15 protein-coding genes and 2 pseudogenes are annotated in these 15,240 nt (G+C 44.1%); 5 read left to right on the top strand and 12 right to left on the bottom strand.

The annotated features are described in order from the left end of the window. Positions 1–46: 46 nt before the first annotated feature. The 3 genes from ACMCM8_RS08390 to ACMCM8_RS08380 all read right to left on the bottom strand — a co-directional run bounded on the left by ACMCM8_RS08390 (position 47) and on the right by ACMCM8_RS08380 (position 2,384). Entirely contained in the window at positions 47–535 is a 489-nt protein-coding gene (locus ACMCM8_RS08390) for a helix-turn-helix domain-containing protein (protein ID WP_412727332.1), read from the bottom strand. Positions 536–912: 377 nt separating this feature from the next. Next, positions 913–1,377, bottom strand: coding sequence for a hypothetical protein (locus ACMCM8_RS08385; protein ID WP_412727330.1), 465 nt, complete (start codon positions 1,375–1,377; stop codon positions 913–915). 695 nt (positions 1,378–2,072) lie between these two features. Further along, a complete protein-coding gene (locus ACMCM8_RS08380; protein ID WP_412727328.1) occupies positions 2,073–2,384 on the bottom strand; it encodes a cupin in 312 nt (103 codons plus the stop codon). A gap of 200 nt (positions 2,385–2,584) precedes the next feature. On the opposite strand from ACMCM8_RS08380, the pseudogene ACMCM8_RS18160 reads away from it, so the two are divergent. After that, positions 2,585–2,816 (top strand): annotated as a pseudogene (locus tag ACMCM8_RS18160) (IS110 family transposase); the annotation flags it as partial. Between the two features lie 326 nt (positions 2,817–3,142). Here the strand turns inward: ACMCM8_RS18160 and ACMCM8_RS08375 are convergent. Further along, positions 3,143–3,841 carry a ZIP family metal transporter gene (locus ACMCM8_RS08375; protein WP_412727326.1) on the bottom strand — a complete coding sequence of 233 codons (699 nt, stop codon included), beginning with the start codon at positions 3,839–3,841 and terminating at the stop codon, positions 3,143–3,145. A 170-nt stretch (positions 3,842–4,011) separates the two neighbouring features. Here ACMCM8_RS08375 and ACMCM8_RS08370 point away from each other — a divergent pair. Continuing rightward, a pseudogene (locus ACMCM8_RS08370) lies at positions 4,012–5,053 on the top strand (IS110 family transposase). Between the two features lie 385 nt (positions 5,054–5,438). On the opposite strand, the gene ACMCM8_RS08365 reads toward ACMCM8_RS08370, so the two are convergent. The 5 genes from ACMCM8_RS08365 to cysK form a co-directional block, all read right to left on the bottom strand. Further along, on the bottom strand, positions 5,439–6,311 hold the full coding sequence (locus tag ACMCM8_RS08365; protein WP_412727324.1) for a hypothetical protein: 873 nt from the start codon (positions 6,309–6,311) through the stop codon (positions 5,439–5,441). A gap of 137 nt (positions 6,312–6,448) precedes the next feature. Then, a complete protein-coding gene (locus ACMCM8_RS08360; protein ID WP_412727322.1) occupies positions 6,449–6,631 on the bottom strand; it encodes a hypothetical protein in 183 nt (60 codons plus the stop codon). Positions 6,632–6,651: 20 nt separating this feature from the next. Further along, positions 6,652–6,837 (bottom strand): hypothetical protein, encoded by a 186-nt coding sequence (locus ACMCM8_RS08355; protein WP_412727320.1) that lies wholly within the window; start codon positions 6,835–6,837, stop codon positions 6,652–6,654. A 65-nt stretch (positions 6,838–6,902) separates the two neighbouring features. After that, positions 6,903–7,268, bottom strand: coding sequence for a hypothetical protein (locus ACMCM8_RS08350; protein ID WP_412727318.1), 366 nt, complete (start codon positions 7,266–7,268; stop codon positions 6,903–6,905). 305 nt (positions 7,269–7,573) lie between these two features. Further along, positions 7,574–8,539 (bottom strand): cysteine synthase A, encoded by a 966-nt coding sequence (cysK, locus tag ACMCM8_RS08345; protein ID WP_412727316.1) that lies wholly within the window; start codon positions 8,537–8,539, stop codon positions 7,574–7,576. Positions 8,540–8,810: 271 nt separating this feature from the next. On the opposite strand from cysK, the gene ACMCM8_RS08340 reads away from it, so the two are divergent. From ACMCM8_RS08340 to ACMCM8_RS08330, 3 genes are read left to right on the top strand one after another with little or no spacing between them, the layout of a single operon-like run. After that, positions 8,811–9,647 (top strand): AAA family ATPase, encoded by an 837-nt coding sequence (locus tag ACMCM8_RS08340; protein WP_412727314.1) that lies wholly within the window; start codon positions 8,811–8,813, stop codon positions 9,645–9,647. Next, positions 9,647–10,828, top strand: coding sequence for a vWA domain-containing protein (locus ACMCM8_RS08335; protein WP_412727312.1), 1,182 nt, complete (start codon positions 9,647–9,649; stop codon positions 10,826–10,828). The genes ACMCM8_RS08340 and ACMCM8_RS08335 overlap by 1 nt, the downstream gene beginning before the upstream one ends. Then, positions 10,828–11,619 carry a nucleotidyltransferase family protein gene (locus ACMCM8_RS08330; protein ID WP_412727310.1) on the top strand — a complete coding sequence of 264 codons (792 nt, stop codon included), beginning with the start codon at positions 10,828–10,830 and terminating at the stop codon, positions 11,617–11,619. Before ACMCM8_RS08335 ends, ACMCM8_RS08330 begins: the two co-directional genes overlap by 1 nt. On the opposite strand, the gene ACMCM8_RS08325 is transcribed toward ACMCM8_RS08330, so the two are convergent. The 3 genes from ACMCM8_RS08325 to ACMCM8_RS08315 all read right to left on the bottom strand — a co-directional run bounded on the left by ACMCM8_RS08325 (position 11,589) and on the right by ACMCM8_RS08315 (position 15,202). Continuing rightward, on the bottom strand, positions 11,589–12,953 hold the full coding sequence (locus tag ACMCM8_RS08325) for an MATE family efflux transporter (RefSeq protein WP_412727308.1): 1,365 nt from the start codon (positions 12,951–12,953) through the stop codon (positions 11,589–11,591). The genes ACMCM8_RS08330 and ACMCM8_RS08325 overlap by 31 nt on opposite strands. Before the next feature lie 221 nt (positions 12,954–13,174). Then, positions 13,175–14,398, bottom strand: coding sequence for a molybdopterin molybdotransferase MoeA (gene moeA / locus ACMCM8_RS08320; RefSeq protein ID WP_412727306.1), 1,224 nt, complete (start codon positions 14,396–14,398; stop codon positions 13,175–13,177). Between the two features lie 129 nt (positions 14,399–14,527). Then, positions 14,528–15,202 (bottom strand): phosphoglycolate phosphatase, encoded by a 675-nt coding sequence (locus tag ACMCM8_RS08315; protein ID WP_412727304.1) that lies wholly within the window; start codon positions 15,200–15,202, stop codon positions 14,528–14,530. Positions 15,203–15,240 lie beyond the last annotated feature (38 nt).

The raw sequence follows: 15,240 nt of genomic DNA, 5'->3' as shown, positions 1-15,240 counted from the left end.
CTTTCGCATTGTTAAACCACTAGTGATAAACAGTAAGTCTTGCCTATCACCCTTCTATTTTATTGGTATTATTCATTAGCTTTTTTCTGCTTAAGTATTCCATTGACACATTAATACTTAACAAGAGAAAGCCTGCAAAAAAGCTGACACCGCCAAAATCCAAATATCTAAAATTGCCATGCAGTTCATATTGGGCATTGAAATCAGCACCTTTTAGCGTAGGTATCAGTATATCGACTATCCACAGACCAAAAAACACACTGGCGAATGCAAAAGCGCCTAACCAGGCATATTTAAATATAAAGCTTAATGTTGCTTCTTCTAGTCGATTATTTTGCTGTAATTGCCCAGGTGTTACGCAAAATACAGACGCTAGCGCTCTGGTGGTTTCTAATGAAGCCGTGCCAGATTTTTCAACCCGCTGAATAGTTCTGACGCTTAAACCACTAGCGGCCGCTAATTCGTCTTGGCTCCAACATTTTAGCGCCCGCATTTGTTGTATTTTTAGTTTGTTTAGTTTCACATCATTACTCATTAAGTGACCTTTTATTTGAAGTAAGTAGGAAGGTCATACTAACCACTAATCTGCAAATTAAAGACGACATTAGGACGACAGCTTACTGACAATGGGCTGACACTTACCCGACATGTATAACTTAATACGTCCGTAAGCCAGTTTATAGATTCTCTGACAATACCCGGATGCCTACCATTATTCATGTAAGTCAGTTGTTATTGATACGGGTGTTAATCAACAGGTCGGTAGGCCGTAATGTTGACCTTTGTTTAAAACTGAAGAATAGGGCAGTGCTGCATAAAGCCCAAAAAGATAAATGGGGGAAACGCCATTTATCTTTTTGGGCTATCGCGAAGGGGTTAACGCATTACATAACGACGCGTAATCGGCGATACTTACAGGTAGGTGTCTGCATGAATTTTGGTTACTTTCCATTCACCACCTTCTTGGACTAAATCTAAACTGCGTAAGTCTTCTACCTTATCTTCACCATACATGCCACTTAAAAACACTGTGATAGTAGAGGCCTCGGAAAACTCAACTCGTCCCACTCCACCAGAACTTTGTGGTGTTATAGTAACGGTGTCATATCGCAAATTGAGTAGGTGGCGTTGAACGTTACTATTGGAATGATAACGCGTCAGGATCCGCGCCATTTTGTCGCTGGATAAACTGATTGCGGTGTTTAGGTTCTCATCTTCGTAGATACTTCTTAGAAAGGTGACCGCGGTGTATTCTGGCGTGCTTTCATCTAACATACCGTAGCGTCCCAGACCTTCTTCGTCACTACTTTCACCACACGCTTGCAACAACAAAAGTGTAAAAAGCCCAAACAGGGCGTACCACATACGTTTATTCATTCTTAGAACCTTTTAATGAATTCCTTTTAGCAGGAAATTGGGCAATCGCTCCATAATCATCGATTTTTGCGTGGTTTTCAACTTTGATATGCAGTTGTAAATGAACTAGGGCAGGTATAAGCCAGTTGCTTCATCTTGATATTTCCTATAAGCATTGGTGATACAACTGTCTAAGGCGATGGCGTTTGTACGCGTTATCTTTAGTGATTATTACTATTGGTGGGGAAGACTTAATTGCCAATACCCCACATCCAACCATTCATCAAATTTGAACCCTATATTGGGGAAATGTGCGACTTTTTTCATGCCCAATTTTTCGTGTAACCCCACACTAGCGGGATTAGGCAGCGCCCTGAGCAGTTCCTATCGCGACACCAAGCCCCATTCCTTGACCTGCATTCCTACAAAGTTTTTTTTATCTCTCATAGCAAAACTCCTTTTTAAGCGCTGCAATATATAATCTTTTAGATAAAAGCATAAAACTTGCACAAAGGACAACAACTCGCGGGTTACAATAACCGTTGCGGGTTGAAACGTATAAAAGCTAACAAGAAAAATAATTTTGAGTTTTCCATGCGTTTATATCCTTGTAGATACAACGTCAAGCTGAAGGGTGCAGATGCGAGGGGCATAATGGAGAAGTTGCCCCGCGTATAAGCGTCCAAGCGTATAAAGGGAGTGGTTTGAGCGTTTTGTTATACGCTTCCTGCGCGTTCTATAACCAAAACTCTCGCTTGGCCCTTAGGATGAGCAACGTGTTCAGTGCCGGCTGAAGCAAAAAAAATATCGCCTGAATTTAGGGTTGCAGACTTAACTTCGTTATTTTCTTTGTACAGCATTTCTACGACACCATCCATAACAGCAAAGACTTCTTCACCGTCATTTACGTGCCATTTGTAGGGTTTGTCTGTCCAATGTAAGCGAGTGGTAATGCCGTTCATATTGGCAATGTTCTTTGCACCCCATGCATTACTTGCCGTGAATTCTTTACTTCTAATTACTTCCACTTTAATTCCTTTTTACTGAGATATTTCAAAGCGTATAATTTTACAATAACGGGTGTGGGCATAATGGCGAAGCCGCCCCGCATGGATGCGTCAAGCGAACGAAGTGAGAGAGTTGATTGGGTTAATAATCATTGAACCTTCTCCCTATCAGCATAAACTGAGCCTATCCTAATAGGCGATCAAATCAAGGGAAAAACTCAATCAACTTTTATACTAACTACACATCCGTACTATGGTGGAATCGGTCTTCATACAAGACTTCTCTATGTCTGCATTATTAATAACGAATAACAATATTGTCGTCCACGAAAAAATAGATACTTCTCCCGATAAATTGTTATCCCTGCTTACGCCATTCTTGGCCATGCTTTCTATATGAACACGATTCATGCAGGTAAAACAAAGAATGATAAAATTGATTCGGTAAAGATGGTGTTATTCATATGCTTCGAGTTCTACATAAAAAGCAAAAATTCCAAGTAGGTAACTAATACTTCAATATGGAGAGCAGAAATGCATGGCTATAATTAGCTACGGAGGAGCGCAAGCCATGCTCCGTCCATAATTGACATGTTAGGCACGTCCATGAGACAACTTTATATACTTGTTTGGCATAATAATATTAATGAAACTAACAGAACTCTCATAGATTCAGTTTCTTTACTGCAATATAACTTTTAAATAAGGGGCGATAACGCATAGGGCAATATAGCGCAGCAGACAATTTATCGACAACAGCACCCCGTTAGCTGACTCGTTCATGCACTCCACATCGCGAGAAATAGCGTCAGTGCTATCCCGACTGAAAAGAAACTGAAATGCGTTGCTGCGGCACGGAAGCTTTTATTTACCTTGATCTCCGGTACCAAGTCGGAAGCGGCAATATAAATGAAGCTACCTGCGCCAAAAAGCACCAGACAGGACACTTCGAACTGTTGGGCTGCAAAGTAAGCCACGAGCGCTCCCAGAGGAAAAGTCAGTGCCGAGAGGAAATTCCACAGCAAAGCACTTCGTCGAGGAAAGCCACCGCGCACCAGAATGCCAAAGTCGCCCAATTCCTGTGGAAGCTCGTGGGCTGCCGCCGCCACCCAGGCGGTAATGCCGGCAGCGGGATTGATCAGGAAGGTACTAGCAATCCCCAGGCCGCCAAGAAAATTGTGAACGGCATCACCAACAAGGATCAGATAAGTCACTGGTTGGCGCTCTGTTCGTTGGGAACTGTGTGAGTGATGCCAGTGAAGAAACAGTTCCAACCCCAGAAAGGTGACAAAACCAGCGGCGAGCCACACGCTGGCCACTAACGGGTCGAGGGCGGCAGAACCTTCCGGAATCATGTGAAACAAGGCTCCGCCAATCAGTGTTCCAGCTGCAAGGGAGACAAAGGGAAGCAGCAAGCGGTCAAGGGTAACCGGATTGAGCACTAAGGTGACACTGCCCACCAAAGCGATGGCACTCATGAGAAATCCACCGATGACAATCCAAATCAAGTTATCAATATGCGTTTCCTCCTTGGCACCTAGACACAATGACTCCCTGTAAAAGTGCTAGCCCCCGCATTCTCGTGGGTTAACTTTTCAGCCAGAGCCATAATTAGTTTGTTCAATACTAAATCAATTTGGAGGCTAGCATGAACAAACATAGCATGATTTCTATAGGGTTGGATACGCATAAAGAGTTTCATGAAGTAGCTTCTTGTGAAGAGCAGCGCGGAGCGACACCAGTTCATTATGGGCGTATTGCTTCGTCTAAGGCCAGTGTTAAAAAGCTTATTCGCCAATTTGAATCAAAGTATCCAGGCGCAACACTTCACGTTGTTTATGAAGCTGGGCCGTGTGGCTACTGGATATATCGCCTCATTACCAGTCTTGGGCATTGTTGCTATGTCGTGGCTCCGTCTCTTATTCAAAAAAAGCCTGAGGAGCGAATTAAAACCGACCGTCGAGATGCGCTAAAACTCGTTAGGTCTCTAAAGTCAGAAGACCTTACACCCATCTATGTGCCTGAGCCGGAAGATGAAGCTGTGCGGGATTTATCACGAGCCCGAGAAGCCGCAATGAAGGATTTAAAGGAAGCCAAGTACCAGCTTAAAGCGTTACTTTTGCGCAACAATATACGTTATGAAGGCACTGCCAACTGGTCGAAGAAGCACCTTCGCTGGCTCACTGAACTGATTTTGCCTCTATCCAGTAGTGAAAGCCATTCAGGTGATGCGTGGCGTTCGACTGCTAGTTGCTGTTGGTGTAGTGGCGGAACTCGGCGATTTACACCGCTTCGACCATCCTAGGAAGCTCATGGCATATTTAGGATTAGTGCCCAGTGAACAATCATCAGGTGGAAAGCGGCAATTAGGCGCTATCACTAAAGCAGGTAATGGTAGAGCAAGGCGTTTACTGATTGAAGGTGCGCACAGCTATCGGTATCCGGCAAATGTCTCTACTGAATTACAGTTAAGGCAGGAAGGCTTACCTAAAGACATCGTCGATATCGCTTGGAAAGAACAGCTGCGTCTGTGCAAACGCTATCAGCGTATGAGTAAAAAGGGTAAACACTACAACTTGATTATTACTGCGGTTGCTCGAGAAATGGCCGCATACATCTGGGCTATCGCAAAAGAAGTGGTTCTGACACCAGTTAATCCAAAGCTGAGACTAAGTCGAGTACCTGCATGATAAACGAGTTTGAGCTAACGTATTCGGATCGGGCCGCGGAATGTGGCACAACCTACGAGGGCGTTATGATGGCAGTCACTTAACCGTGATTGAACCACGAACATAGACTGATGAGAAGGTTACCACGGCGGAGTGAGTAAGGTAGGCGCTGTTCATTATAGTTAATGAATAATCCACGAATACCAGCATGATAACCGACGACATTACTGCCTCATCCGGTGCGTTAGCTCATTTATTTTGAGTGATAAAGACAACTAATTATGGGCTGGAAGAGTGTCAGGGAAGTGCTCGTTCAGGGTTGACAAAGGGAGTCATACCAACGCCCCGATAAGAGGCTAAAAATTGTTTGCTAAATTGTGTAGCGAAGCGGAACCGAGCAAACTTTTTAGTCCTGCTTGATTGGCTTGTTAGCCGCTACAACTCTATAAACCTGTGATATAGAGCCCTGTTTACTGGCTATGACTGCCTTACGCTTTATAGCTCTATCGATGATAACTTCAGCTGTTACATTTGCTAGGGGAAGATCGATATCTTGTACAGAGCCAAATAGAGCTCCAAACGGGTATATTCGTTTTCTATTGTGGTACATTAAGAAATCGACTAGATCTTCGAGAACGAAATCTTCGGATGGATTTTGCTTGATAAAACTCAAAAACAGACGGTTTTGGATAGACTCCGTTTTCAAACTTTCTCTATCCGCTTTCGTCAACTCTTCACTTCGCCAAGTTCTAACCCAGAAGAGAACACAAAATATCACTGCATATCCCCAAACAATGTTTGTTGAAAAGCTAGTAAAGTCAATGATATTGGACAGTATAGGATGTTTCTCGACTGTACTAGGAAATACCCATGTGGCGGACAAAGCAACAGTAACTGCTGTTAAAGCAATTCTAGGCATTTTTAACTTGGAGTGATAATTTGCGATGCTGCGATTAATTTCAGTTGATAGTTCAGTATTCTTATTAATTACTTCTGATTGTGAAGACACTAATTCAGTTACAGCTTTCGTTAAATCAGTTACTGCTGAAATAGTGACTAAGTCCTTACTGGAAGCTTTATTGCTATCTATAAAATTTATTGCACTGTCCAGTTTATGGTATTCAATCTCATCGTTTTTATTTTGAAATTTTCCACCTGTTTTATCCGGGTGAAGTGTGGATTTAATATGTTTTAGTATAGATCTAATAGATTCATGAGAGTCTTCTTGTAAATTAAACTCTTTCTTGATCATTTCAATAGAGGTAAATTCAGTACTCATATGTTTCCTTGTACGGCTAACGGCCCGCATAACGGGCAAAAATACGTAGGCTATAATAATGAGCGAAGCGAAGGGAGCCTACGTGTTTTTGTCCCTAGCGAGCGCAGCGAGTGTTAATGCGTTTGTTATGTACGCTTTCAAACATCTTCGATCACGACCTTACCTGAGCTATCTTTGTATACTTGTTGATTGAACTCAATTTGAACGACTTTTTCACCTCTTCTCTTGGCTCGGTAAAAGTCTAAGCCGCCAAAATAGATCTCAGTATCATCAGTGAATCCTTCCAAATGCTCTTTTAGTTCACCTACTGTAATACTCATTTCAATCTCCTTATAAAATATCAAAGGCTGTTGTTAGATGTTAGCCAAGTTAAAAACTCTCTTGCTTTGCTGGAAGTGCTAAATGTACACGACCGTTTCCCTGAAGAATCAGTAAAGGAAACTGTTTTAGCAGATAGAGAAATACCCTGAATAGGGAAATCTACTGCGATAAGTTGCCCGTCAATTTCTTTTTCTAAAACTTCCATTGTCAAAATTTCCTTAAGTACATAACATTTAAATGAAGCGGACCCTAAGAACCGCTTATTATTTTTTATGTTTCGTCACTGACATAGCTAATAAATACAAATTTTTCATAACTAGAATTTTCTCCGTAAACTCGATTTACTTTAACCTTGACCCCAATGTTTATTCCAATATTTTTGGGAAGTCGAACCCTGACCGGTTTATCTCTGTTTTCTAGTTTCACATACAAGTAAAGTGTATGACCTTCGTCGTGGAGTAATGCTTGATGATGAGTAGATACACCAATCAAAGTCTCTAGGTTATCCGGTTGATTTGATAGATACCAACTCACAACCACTAACAAGAAGACGAAAATCAGAGCAAAAGGAGAATATTTAGAAACCCTTTCTTTGAGTATTTCTCGTTCCAGAATTCCATTACGCTCTCTATTCATATAGATGAATCACCCAGAAACATAACAATTTAATGTACGGAAAAAATCCTATATGCAAAGTGGAAAATATCCGTAAAGCGCTTTAACAATTGTTCAACTTTGGCATGCAAGCAAACCAATATCAATACATTACCTATTCGATGGAGCAGGTGAGTGATAAAAAACGGATTATCTCCTTTTTATTTTTTGCCATCTCAAATCAATAAACAGGCTCTAGATATACAGATGGCTTTTTACAGATATAAAAAAAGCGAGGCCTATTAAACACAAGGCCTCGCTTTCAAAAAAACACAAAGTGCTATGGTTTACTGAACTTCTTCTTGCTCGTCAAATGCGCCAGCAAAAAGCGGACTGCTTAGGTAGCGCTCTGTGCCGCTTGCCAGTAGTACCACTACTACTTTGTCTTTATTCTCTGGGCGCTCGGCATAACGCTTGGCGGCAACTACGGCGGCACCTGATGAAATACCCGCAAGAATACCTTCGTCAGTCATTAGCTTGCGCGCCATTTCCATACATTCTTCGTTTGTTACTTGTTCAACTTCGTCAATCAAGTCTAAGTCTAGATTGCCTGGGATAAAGCCTGCGCCAATACCTTGGATTTTGTGAGGTCCAGGTGTGAGTTCTTCACCTGCCAATGCCTGCGTTATCACCGGTGAGTCAGTGGGCTCAACGGCAATCGACGTAATGGCTTTACCCTTGGTATTTTTAATATAACGGCTTACGCCTGTAATGGTACCGCCAGTACCTACGCCCGCGACAAACGCGTCTACTTTACCGTCGGTATCATTCCAAATTTCAGGACCGGTGGTTTTTTCGTGAATGGCTGGGTTAGCTGGGTTGTCAAACTGCTGAAGCAGCACGTATTTATCTGGGTCAGAATTAACAATTTCCTGCGCTGCAGCAACGGCACCTTTCATGCCTTTTGGCGCTTCAGTCAACACTAAGTTTGCGCCCAATGCTTTTAGTAGCTTACGGCGCTCAAGGCTCATGCTGCTGGGCATTGTCAGGGTTAGTTTGTAACCACGCGACGCCGCCACGAAGGCAAGGGCAATACCTGTATTACCGCTGGTTGGCTCTACAATTTCTTTACCTTTAGTCAGCACACCGCGCTTTTCAGCGTCCCATATCATGTTGGCACCAATACGGCACTTAACGCTGAAACTCGGGTTACGCGACTCAATTTTTGCGTAAACGTTACCTGAAGTTACGCGGTTTAATTTAACTAGTGGCGTACGGCCAATAGAGAGAGAATTGTCGTCAAATACGTTCATTATTAATCCTTGCCTCGTTCCTGATTTGCTAGGAAACCCCATCTGTCGTGATCTGTAGGACCTTTTTCGTAGTTAATAATTCAAAGCGTGTGATAGTTATTAATTCATAGCCTGAATTAGGGGATTTCGTCATACCCCTATATCATTGGTCCCAAACACAAAAATGCAAAGTGCTTTTTAGCTATATGTTATATCTATGGGCAATCATCTGTATGGCTTGATATCATAGCTAAATCGGTAAAGACGAAAAATTAAACGGAGTACAACATCAATGGCTTTTAGTGGTACGTCTAATTACATCGCAACCAAAGACTTACAATTGGCTGTTAACGCCGCAATTACACTGGAACGACCGCTGCTTATTAAAGGTGAGCCCGGTACAGGTAAAACCATGCTGGCAGAAGAATTGGCCGACAGTTTGGGCACCGAACTTATTCAGTGGCACATCAAGTCAACCACCAAAGCGCAGCAGGGGTTATACGAGTACGATGCAGTATCGCGTCTTCGCGACTCGCAATTAGGGGATGATCGCGTTCACGATATTGGTAACTACATTGTTAAAGGTAAATTGTGGGAAGCCTTTACCGCTGGAAAGCGCCCCGTGTTGCTGATTGATGAAATTGACAAAGCCGATATTGAGTTTCCTAACGACTTGTTACTTGAACTCGATAAAATGGAGTTCTTTGTGTATGAAACCCAAGAGCGGGTAGTGGCCAAGCAACGCCCCATAGTTATCATTACTTCTAACAACGAAAAAGAGCTGCCCGATGCTTTCTTACGCCGTTGCTTTTTCCATTATATTAAATTCCCCACACCTGACGAGATGCAAGAAATAGTGAATGTGCATTTCCCAGATTTAAAAAAGAAACTGTTAGAAGAAGCGTTAAGCGCATTTTTTGAATTGCGTGATGTACCGGGGCTTAAGAAAAAGCCGTCTACTTCTGAGCTTATCGACTGGTTGAAATTGCTTGTTGCTGAAGATATTCCGCCAGAGGCTTTGCACGCAAAAGACGGAAAAGCGGCCATTCCACCTTTGTATGGGGCGCTACTTAAAAATGAACAGGATATTCATTTGTTTGAAAAACTGGTCTTTATGGCGCGCCGCTAATGCTTATTCAGTTCTTTTTTACGCTCAGAAAATATCAGGTTAATACCACGCTTCGCGAGTTACTTGATTTACTTAGTGCGTTGGAAAAGCACGTGGTGTATGCCGATATCGACGCTTTCTATAGCTTGTCCCGTACTATTATGGTGAAGGATGAGACCCAGTACGATAAGTTTGACAGGGCTTTTGCCGAATATTTTGAAGGCGTGGAGTCGGTGGATCTGTTTGGCAAAGAGATCCCCGAAGAATGGCTTCGAAAGCAAATAGAGAAAAATTTGAGCCCAGAAGAGCGCGAAGCATTGCGACAGGCCGGTGGTCTTGAAGCATTGATGGAAACTTTAAAAAAGCGCTTAGAAGAGCAAGAAAAGCGTCATCAAGGGGGCAACAAATGGATAGGCACTGGGGGCACATCGCCGTTTGGTGCGTATGGCGACAATCCAGAAGGCGTGCGCATAGGGCAAAAAGGCAATAGAAAGTTCTCAGCGGTGAAAGTGTGGGATAAACGCGAGTTTAAAAATTTAAGCGCCGATGTAGAGCTTGGAACCCGAAATATTAAGGTTGCCTTACGCAAGTTGCGCAAGTTCGCCCGTACGGGTGCAAGTGAACAACTTGATGTGCCCATGACAATTGGCGAAACCGCCAAAAAAGGGGGATTGCTGGATATCCATATGGCACCAGAACGGCATAATGCAGTGAAAGTGCTGATGTTTTTTGATGTGGGTGGCTCTATGGATCCCCATGTTCAAAGTACGCAAGAGCTCTTTTCAGCAGTACAGACCGAATTTAAGTATCTGGAGTATTTTTATTTTCACAACTGTGTGTACGAATCAGTGTGGAAGGATAACCTGCGTCGCGACAAAGAACGTATTCCCATCTGGGATATCATTCATCGCTACGGCAAAGACTATAAAGTGATCTTTGTCGGTGATGCCACCATGGGGCCATATGAAATTACCTACCCTGGGGGCAGTGTTGAGCATTGGAATGAAGAGCCGGGCAGTGCCTGGATGCAGCGTCTGCTTCACCATTTTACCAACGCGGTTTGGCTTAATCCGCAAGCTGAACAGTACTGGCCTTATTATTCTTCCATAAAGATCATTCGGGAGATCATGGATGACAGAATGTATGCACTTACCCTCGAAGGGCTCTCTGATGCCATAAAAGGGCTGAGTCGAAGTCGGTAATGGCCATTGAAACTCAATCACCTGCTTTCGCTCCATCGCCGTACCGTTTAGCTTGTGTAGTACTGGCAGGTGGTCAGAGTCAGCGATATGGCGGCAACAAACTGTTGTCGTTACACCCCGTATCTCAGCAGCCCCTGATTGTGCATAGCACTCGCGCATTACTTGGCGCAATGACTACAAAGCACAATACATTAAACCCACTGCAGCAACTCTGTATGTTCACACCTGTCGTGGTAACTGGAAAGTGGCATGACAGCGTGTCTGTGGCTTTGCAATCATTACCGCTCGATGTGACTTACAACCCACAATGGCAAGAAGGCATTGGCGCAAGTATTCGCTGTGGTATACACCGCATTAACCAGCTGGCAGGTGCAGAAGAGGTGGGGCCAACTCATGTATTAATTACGTTGGGTGATTTGGCATTGATGCAATCCGATGACTATCAACAGTTGATCGCGACGTCACAACACCACCCTGAGCATATAGTGTGTAGTCGTTGGCACAACGTCAGTACGGGTAATAGCACTGCCATTAAGCAAGACCGCGACCACGGTAATGTAAAGGTGCCTGAGGGCATAAATGCGCAGGTCGGCGCTGCCGTACCCGCTATTTTCCCCATTCAGGATTGTGCTCAGTTACTTCAACTTACTGGGGATGTTGGGGCTAAGCCGGTGATAAAAAAAGCCAAAGCAAATGGTCGGGTATGCGAAGTGCCTATGCCACACGCAAGGTATGACATAGACATCCCCGAAGACTGGGATCAGTTTCGCATTGCAGCTGACGGGCGCTGAATATACAAAAGACGAGCGCCCAACATGACTGCTGCGGCACTTAACCCAACAATAAAACCAATCCAAAACCCTGCTGCCGACATAGGCTCAGCGGTTAACCAATCAGTACGCCCCAGCACCACACCCGTGGGTAAGCCAATTAACCAATAAGAAATAAAGGTAATAATAAACATGGCGGTGGTGTCTTTATAACCGCGCAGTGCGTTGGCTGAGATCACCTGTACTGCATCAGATAGCTGAAAGAGTGCTGCATAGATAAGCAAGGCATTCGCAAGGGTATATACCGCTTCATCGCTAGTATAAAGGCCAATGATGACGCCTTTAGCCAATAGGGTAAATGTTGCCGTGCAGGCCGCAGTGCAGAACCCAATTAAAATGGCACTACGCGAGGCAATTTGCGCCTGTCGGTGATTGTTTTGCCCTATGCGATAACCGATGCGAATTGCCGCCGCCATGCCAATACTCATGGGAAACATAAACATGAGTGCAGAAAAATTGAGTGCAACTTGGTGGGCGGCAACCGTGGTTGCGCCAAAAGGCGCTAATAATAACGCCACAAGAGAAAACAGCGTGACCTCAAATAAAATGGTCATGGCTATGGGGAGCCCCAGTTTAAAGGTGCGGTTTATGGCGGTGAAATTAGGCGCATAACACTGCCCGAACAAATTGTATTTTTGTAAGGCAGGGGCAAAGCGCACATACACAAATGTGGCAATTAGCATAGTATAGATAACAAGCGCAGTGGCCACACCACAACCGGCACCACCCATGGCAGGAATAGGGCCAATACCGTAAATAAACAGGTAATTACCCACTATGTTGGCCATTAAACCGATAACGGTAATTGTCATTGTGGGTTTTGTTTTGCCCAGTCCTTCACAGTAATTGCGCAACCACTGGTATAAGGCGAAACCGGGCATGGCAAGTAGCACGTACAGCACGTAATCTACTGTAATGCTGAAAAGCTCTGGTGCCATGGGGAACAAGGCCACAATGCTTTCGGTAAAGGGAATTAGCGCTGCCACGGCAAGTCCTACAAAAAACACCAGATAACCGGCCTGTTGACTGGCGTCTGCAATGCCGTCTAAGTTTCGGTTGCCTTGCAAGCGGGAAATAATGGGCGGTAAAGCCAGTGCTATGCCTTGTATAAAACACAACAGCGGCACGGTTATACTAAACCCTAAGGCGACTGCCGCCATATCAGTGGCGCTATAGCGACCGGCCATAATCGTATCACTTACCCCCATTAGCATTTGGGTAATCTGGGCAACAAGCAAAGGCCAGGCTAATTTTAATATGTCTCTGCCTTCAAGCAGAAAACGTTTTTTATTCACAGTACTATCTCTAATAACGCGCGAAAATCGCGATGTTTGGTGTTCTTGTTAGCGCTTGTTTGAAGTCGTTATAAACTAGCGTATTAAATTTGTTTTATCGGCATTTACGTTGCTGTTGCTATTTAAGTTGCTAATAGCCGATGGTGGTTCTACGTCTTTTCATGAATACAATTTTACTTTGCAGAAACGCGCCCATAAATACTTCTACAAACAACCAAGTATTAAAGGTGAAAAGGCATGACTTCCACAATATCGCCTTTGCTGAGCGAACTGATATCTTCACGGATCACCATAAAGCAGTTAGCCGAGGTGATAGAGGTCATGACACCTGAACTTTGCGACTTAAAGGGCGTCACTTCCCACGTGCCTTGTGGTGTTTTTGTCATGGTTGCCCGCTGAAAGTCCCGTCTTCCTGCTCGACGCTTAATATCGCAGGTAATAGTGGCGTTAAGCGTAAGGGGAGCAGTGCTACCTAATTCGCCTTGCATTCTTTTAATAATAGGCAGAACCAGTAACTTTGCGGTTACAAAGGACGAAACCGGGTTGCCTGGCAACCCGCAAAACATTGTTTCGCCAATTTTCCCAAGCGCAAAGGGTTTACCCGGTTTTACTGCAATTTTCCAAAAATCTATAGTGCCTAAGGTGTCAATGATATCTTTAACATAGTCGGCATCGCCTACCGATACGCCACCGCTACTCACCATAATATCAACCTTCGTACTTGCTTCAGTAAAGAGTTGCTTTAACGACGCTTCGTCATCCTCAACAATGCCAAAATCAACTATGGAGACATTTTGCTCACCAAGAATGCTGTGAAGTCCTACGCGATTGGATTCAAAAATTTGATTTGAGCCACGTACAGTACCGGGCGCAGCCAGCTCAGAGCCCGTTGCCACAATCCCTACTTTAAGTTTGCGATAGACGGCTACGCTATCTGTTCCTTGTGAGGCGATCAGCATCAGGTGCTCGGCGTTAAGTCGGGTACCTTGTTGTATTAGTCGATCACCTTTAGCAATGTCATTGGCGCGCCTGCGAATATTTTCGCCTGACTTGGGGGGAACGTCTATGTACACCTTTTTGTCATCGCCGTCACGTTGAGCTGTGTTCTCAATCATGACCACTGCATCGGCGTTTGGCGGCAATGGAGCCCCTGTCATTATCTTAAAGGCTTTCCCTTGAGCTAGCGGGGTGCGAGCTTCCATTCCGGCCGTGATCACGCCTTGTATTTCAAGTGGCGTGTCAGTGTTACATGCATTTAGGTTAACAGCATAACCGTCCATAGCTGAGTTATCCCACGGCGGAACATCACAGCTTGCTATGACGTCTTGGGCAAGCACACGGTTGCTCGCCTCAAACACATTAACATGTTCAGTTTCACGTAGCGGGGCGACTGCATTAAGGGCTTGCGACAAAGCCTCGTCTAAAGAAAGCCAGTTTGACGACATACCATCAACTCCATGTATTGCGTTAACTGGCGGATATTACAGAAAATTGTGATTTATGCCATAGCTAACAGCGTGAAAATTAAGAAAGTAAGGTTTGGGGTGTTTGCAACACTGGTGTAGCAAGTTGACTTAACCATTGAACAGGGATGCAACCTCACTAAAATCATCAAATACCCAGTCAGGATGGTGCTGTGCTATATCCTCACCATAGTTGTAACCATAGCTAAGACCCACACTTTTCATATTGGCCGCTTTCGCGGCGAGAATGTCATTTTTTGAATCACCCACCATAATACAGTGCTCGGGCGTTGAACCTAGCGACGTACACAGGTGTATTAACGGTAAAGGAGACGGTTTTTTTTGCGCTAACGCATCACCGCCTAATGTCGCTTTGAAATAGTGTGCAATATCAAAACTCTGCAAAATTGGGGCGACGAATTCAGTGGGTTTATTGGTTACCACCGCCAGTTGTATATTGTGATCAAATAAACGCTGTAGCGTTGACTTAACGTTGGGATAGAGGTGGGAATACTTACCAAGTTGTTCTCGATAGTGATGGATAAACCGGCTGAACGCTTGTTCAACAACAGCTTCAGACAACGAAGGTACAACCTTCGTGCTTCCCGATAGCCCGCGCTTAACCAGCATTCGAGCGCCGTTTCCAACCCAGTTTCGTACTTCACTTTCACTGTATTGGGCGTAGCCTAAATCATTTAGCGCAAGGTTAAGAGAAAGCGCGAGATCGGGTACCGAATCGACTAAGGTACCGTCTAAATCAAAAAGAACCGTGTTTATCTTATGCATAGGATATAAATTAATAACATCGAAGGTAAATAAGACGA

This window comes from Alteromonas sp. D210916BOD_24 (assembly GCF_047159385.1).
Classification (GTDB): domain Bacteria; phylum Pseudomonadota; class Gammaproteobacteria; order Enterobacterales; family Alteromonadaceae; genus Alteromonas.
Note: the sequence above shows the minus strand (reverse complement) of the source record. Positions and strands in the feature narration are given on the sequence as shown.

What these genes read in the sequence shown, in the direction of transcription:
- ACMCM8_RS08330 (WP_412727310.1), top strand. Translation starts at nt 10,828, where the DNA reads ATGGCCATTGAAACTCAATCACCTGCTTTCGCTCCATCGCCGTACCGT.
- ACMCM8_RS08335 (WP_412727312.1), top strand. Translation starts at nt 9,647, where the DNA reads ATGCTTATTCAGTTCTTTTTTACGCTCAGAAAATATCAGGTTAATACC.
- ACMCM8_RS08355 (WP_412727320.1), bottom strand. Translation starts at nt 6,837, where the DNA reads ATGGAAGTTTTAGAAAAAGAAATTGACGGGCAACTTATCGCAGTAGAT.
- ACMCM8_RS08360 (WP_412727322.1), bottom strand. Translation starts at nt 6,631, where the DNA reads ATGAGTATTACAGTAGGTGAACTAAAAGAGCATTTGGAAGGATTCACT.
- ACMCM8_RS08375 (WP_412727326.1), bottom strand. Translation starts at nt 3,841, where the DNA reads ATGAGTGCCATCGCTTTGGTGGGCAGTGTCACCTTAGTGCTCAATCCG.
- ACMCM8_RS08350 (WP_412727318.1), bottom strand. Translation starts at nt 7,268, where the DNA reads ATGAATAGAGAGCGTAATGGAATTCTGGAACGAGAAATACTCAAAGAA.
- ACMCM8_RS08340 (WP_412727314.1), top strand. Translation starts at nt 8,811, where the DNA reads ATGGCTTTTAGTGGTACGTCTAATTACATCGCAACCAAAGACTTACAA.
- ACMCM8_RS08390 (WP_412727332.1), bottom strand. Translation starts at nt 535, where the DNA reads ATGAGTAATGATGTGAAACTAAACAAACTAAAAATACAACAAATGCGG.
- moeA (WP_412727306.1), bottom strand. Translation starts at nt 14,398, where the DNA reads ATGTCGTCAAACTGGCTTTCTTTAGACGAGGCTTTGTCGCAAGCCCTT.
- ACMCM8_RS08315 (WP_412727304.1), bottom strand. Translation starts at nt 15,202, where the DNA reads ATGCATAAGATAAACACGGTTCTTTTTGATTTAGACGGTACCTTAGTC.
- ACMCM8_RS08385 (WP_412727330.1), bottom strand. Translation starts at nt 1,377, where the DNA reads ATGAATAAACGTATGTGGTACGCCCTGTTTGGGCTTTTTACACTTTTG.
- ACMCM8_RS08365 (WP_412727324.1), bottom strand. Translation starts at nt 6,311, where the DNA reads ATGAGTACTGAATTTACCTCTATTGAAATGATCAAGAAAGAGTTTAAT.
- cysK (WP_412727316.1), bottom strand. Translation starts at nt 8,539, where the DNA reads ATGAACGTATTTGACGACAATTCTCTCTCTATTGGCCGTACGCCACTA.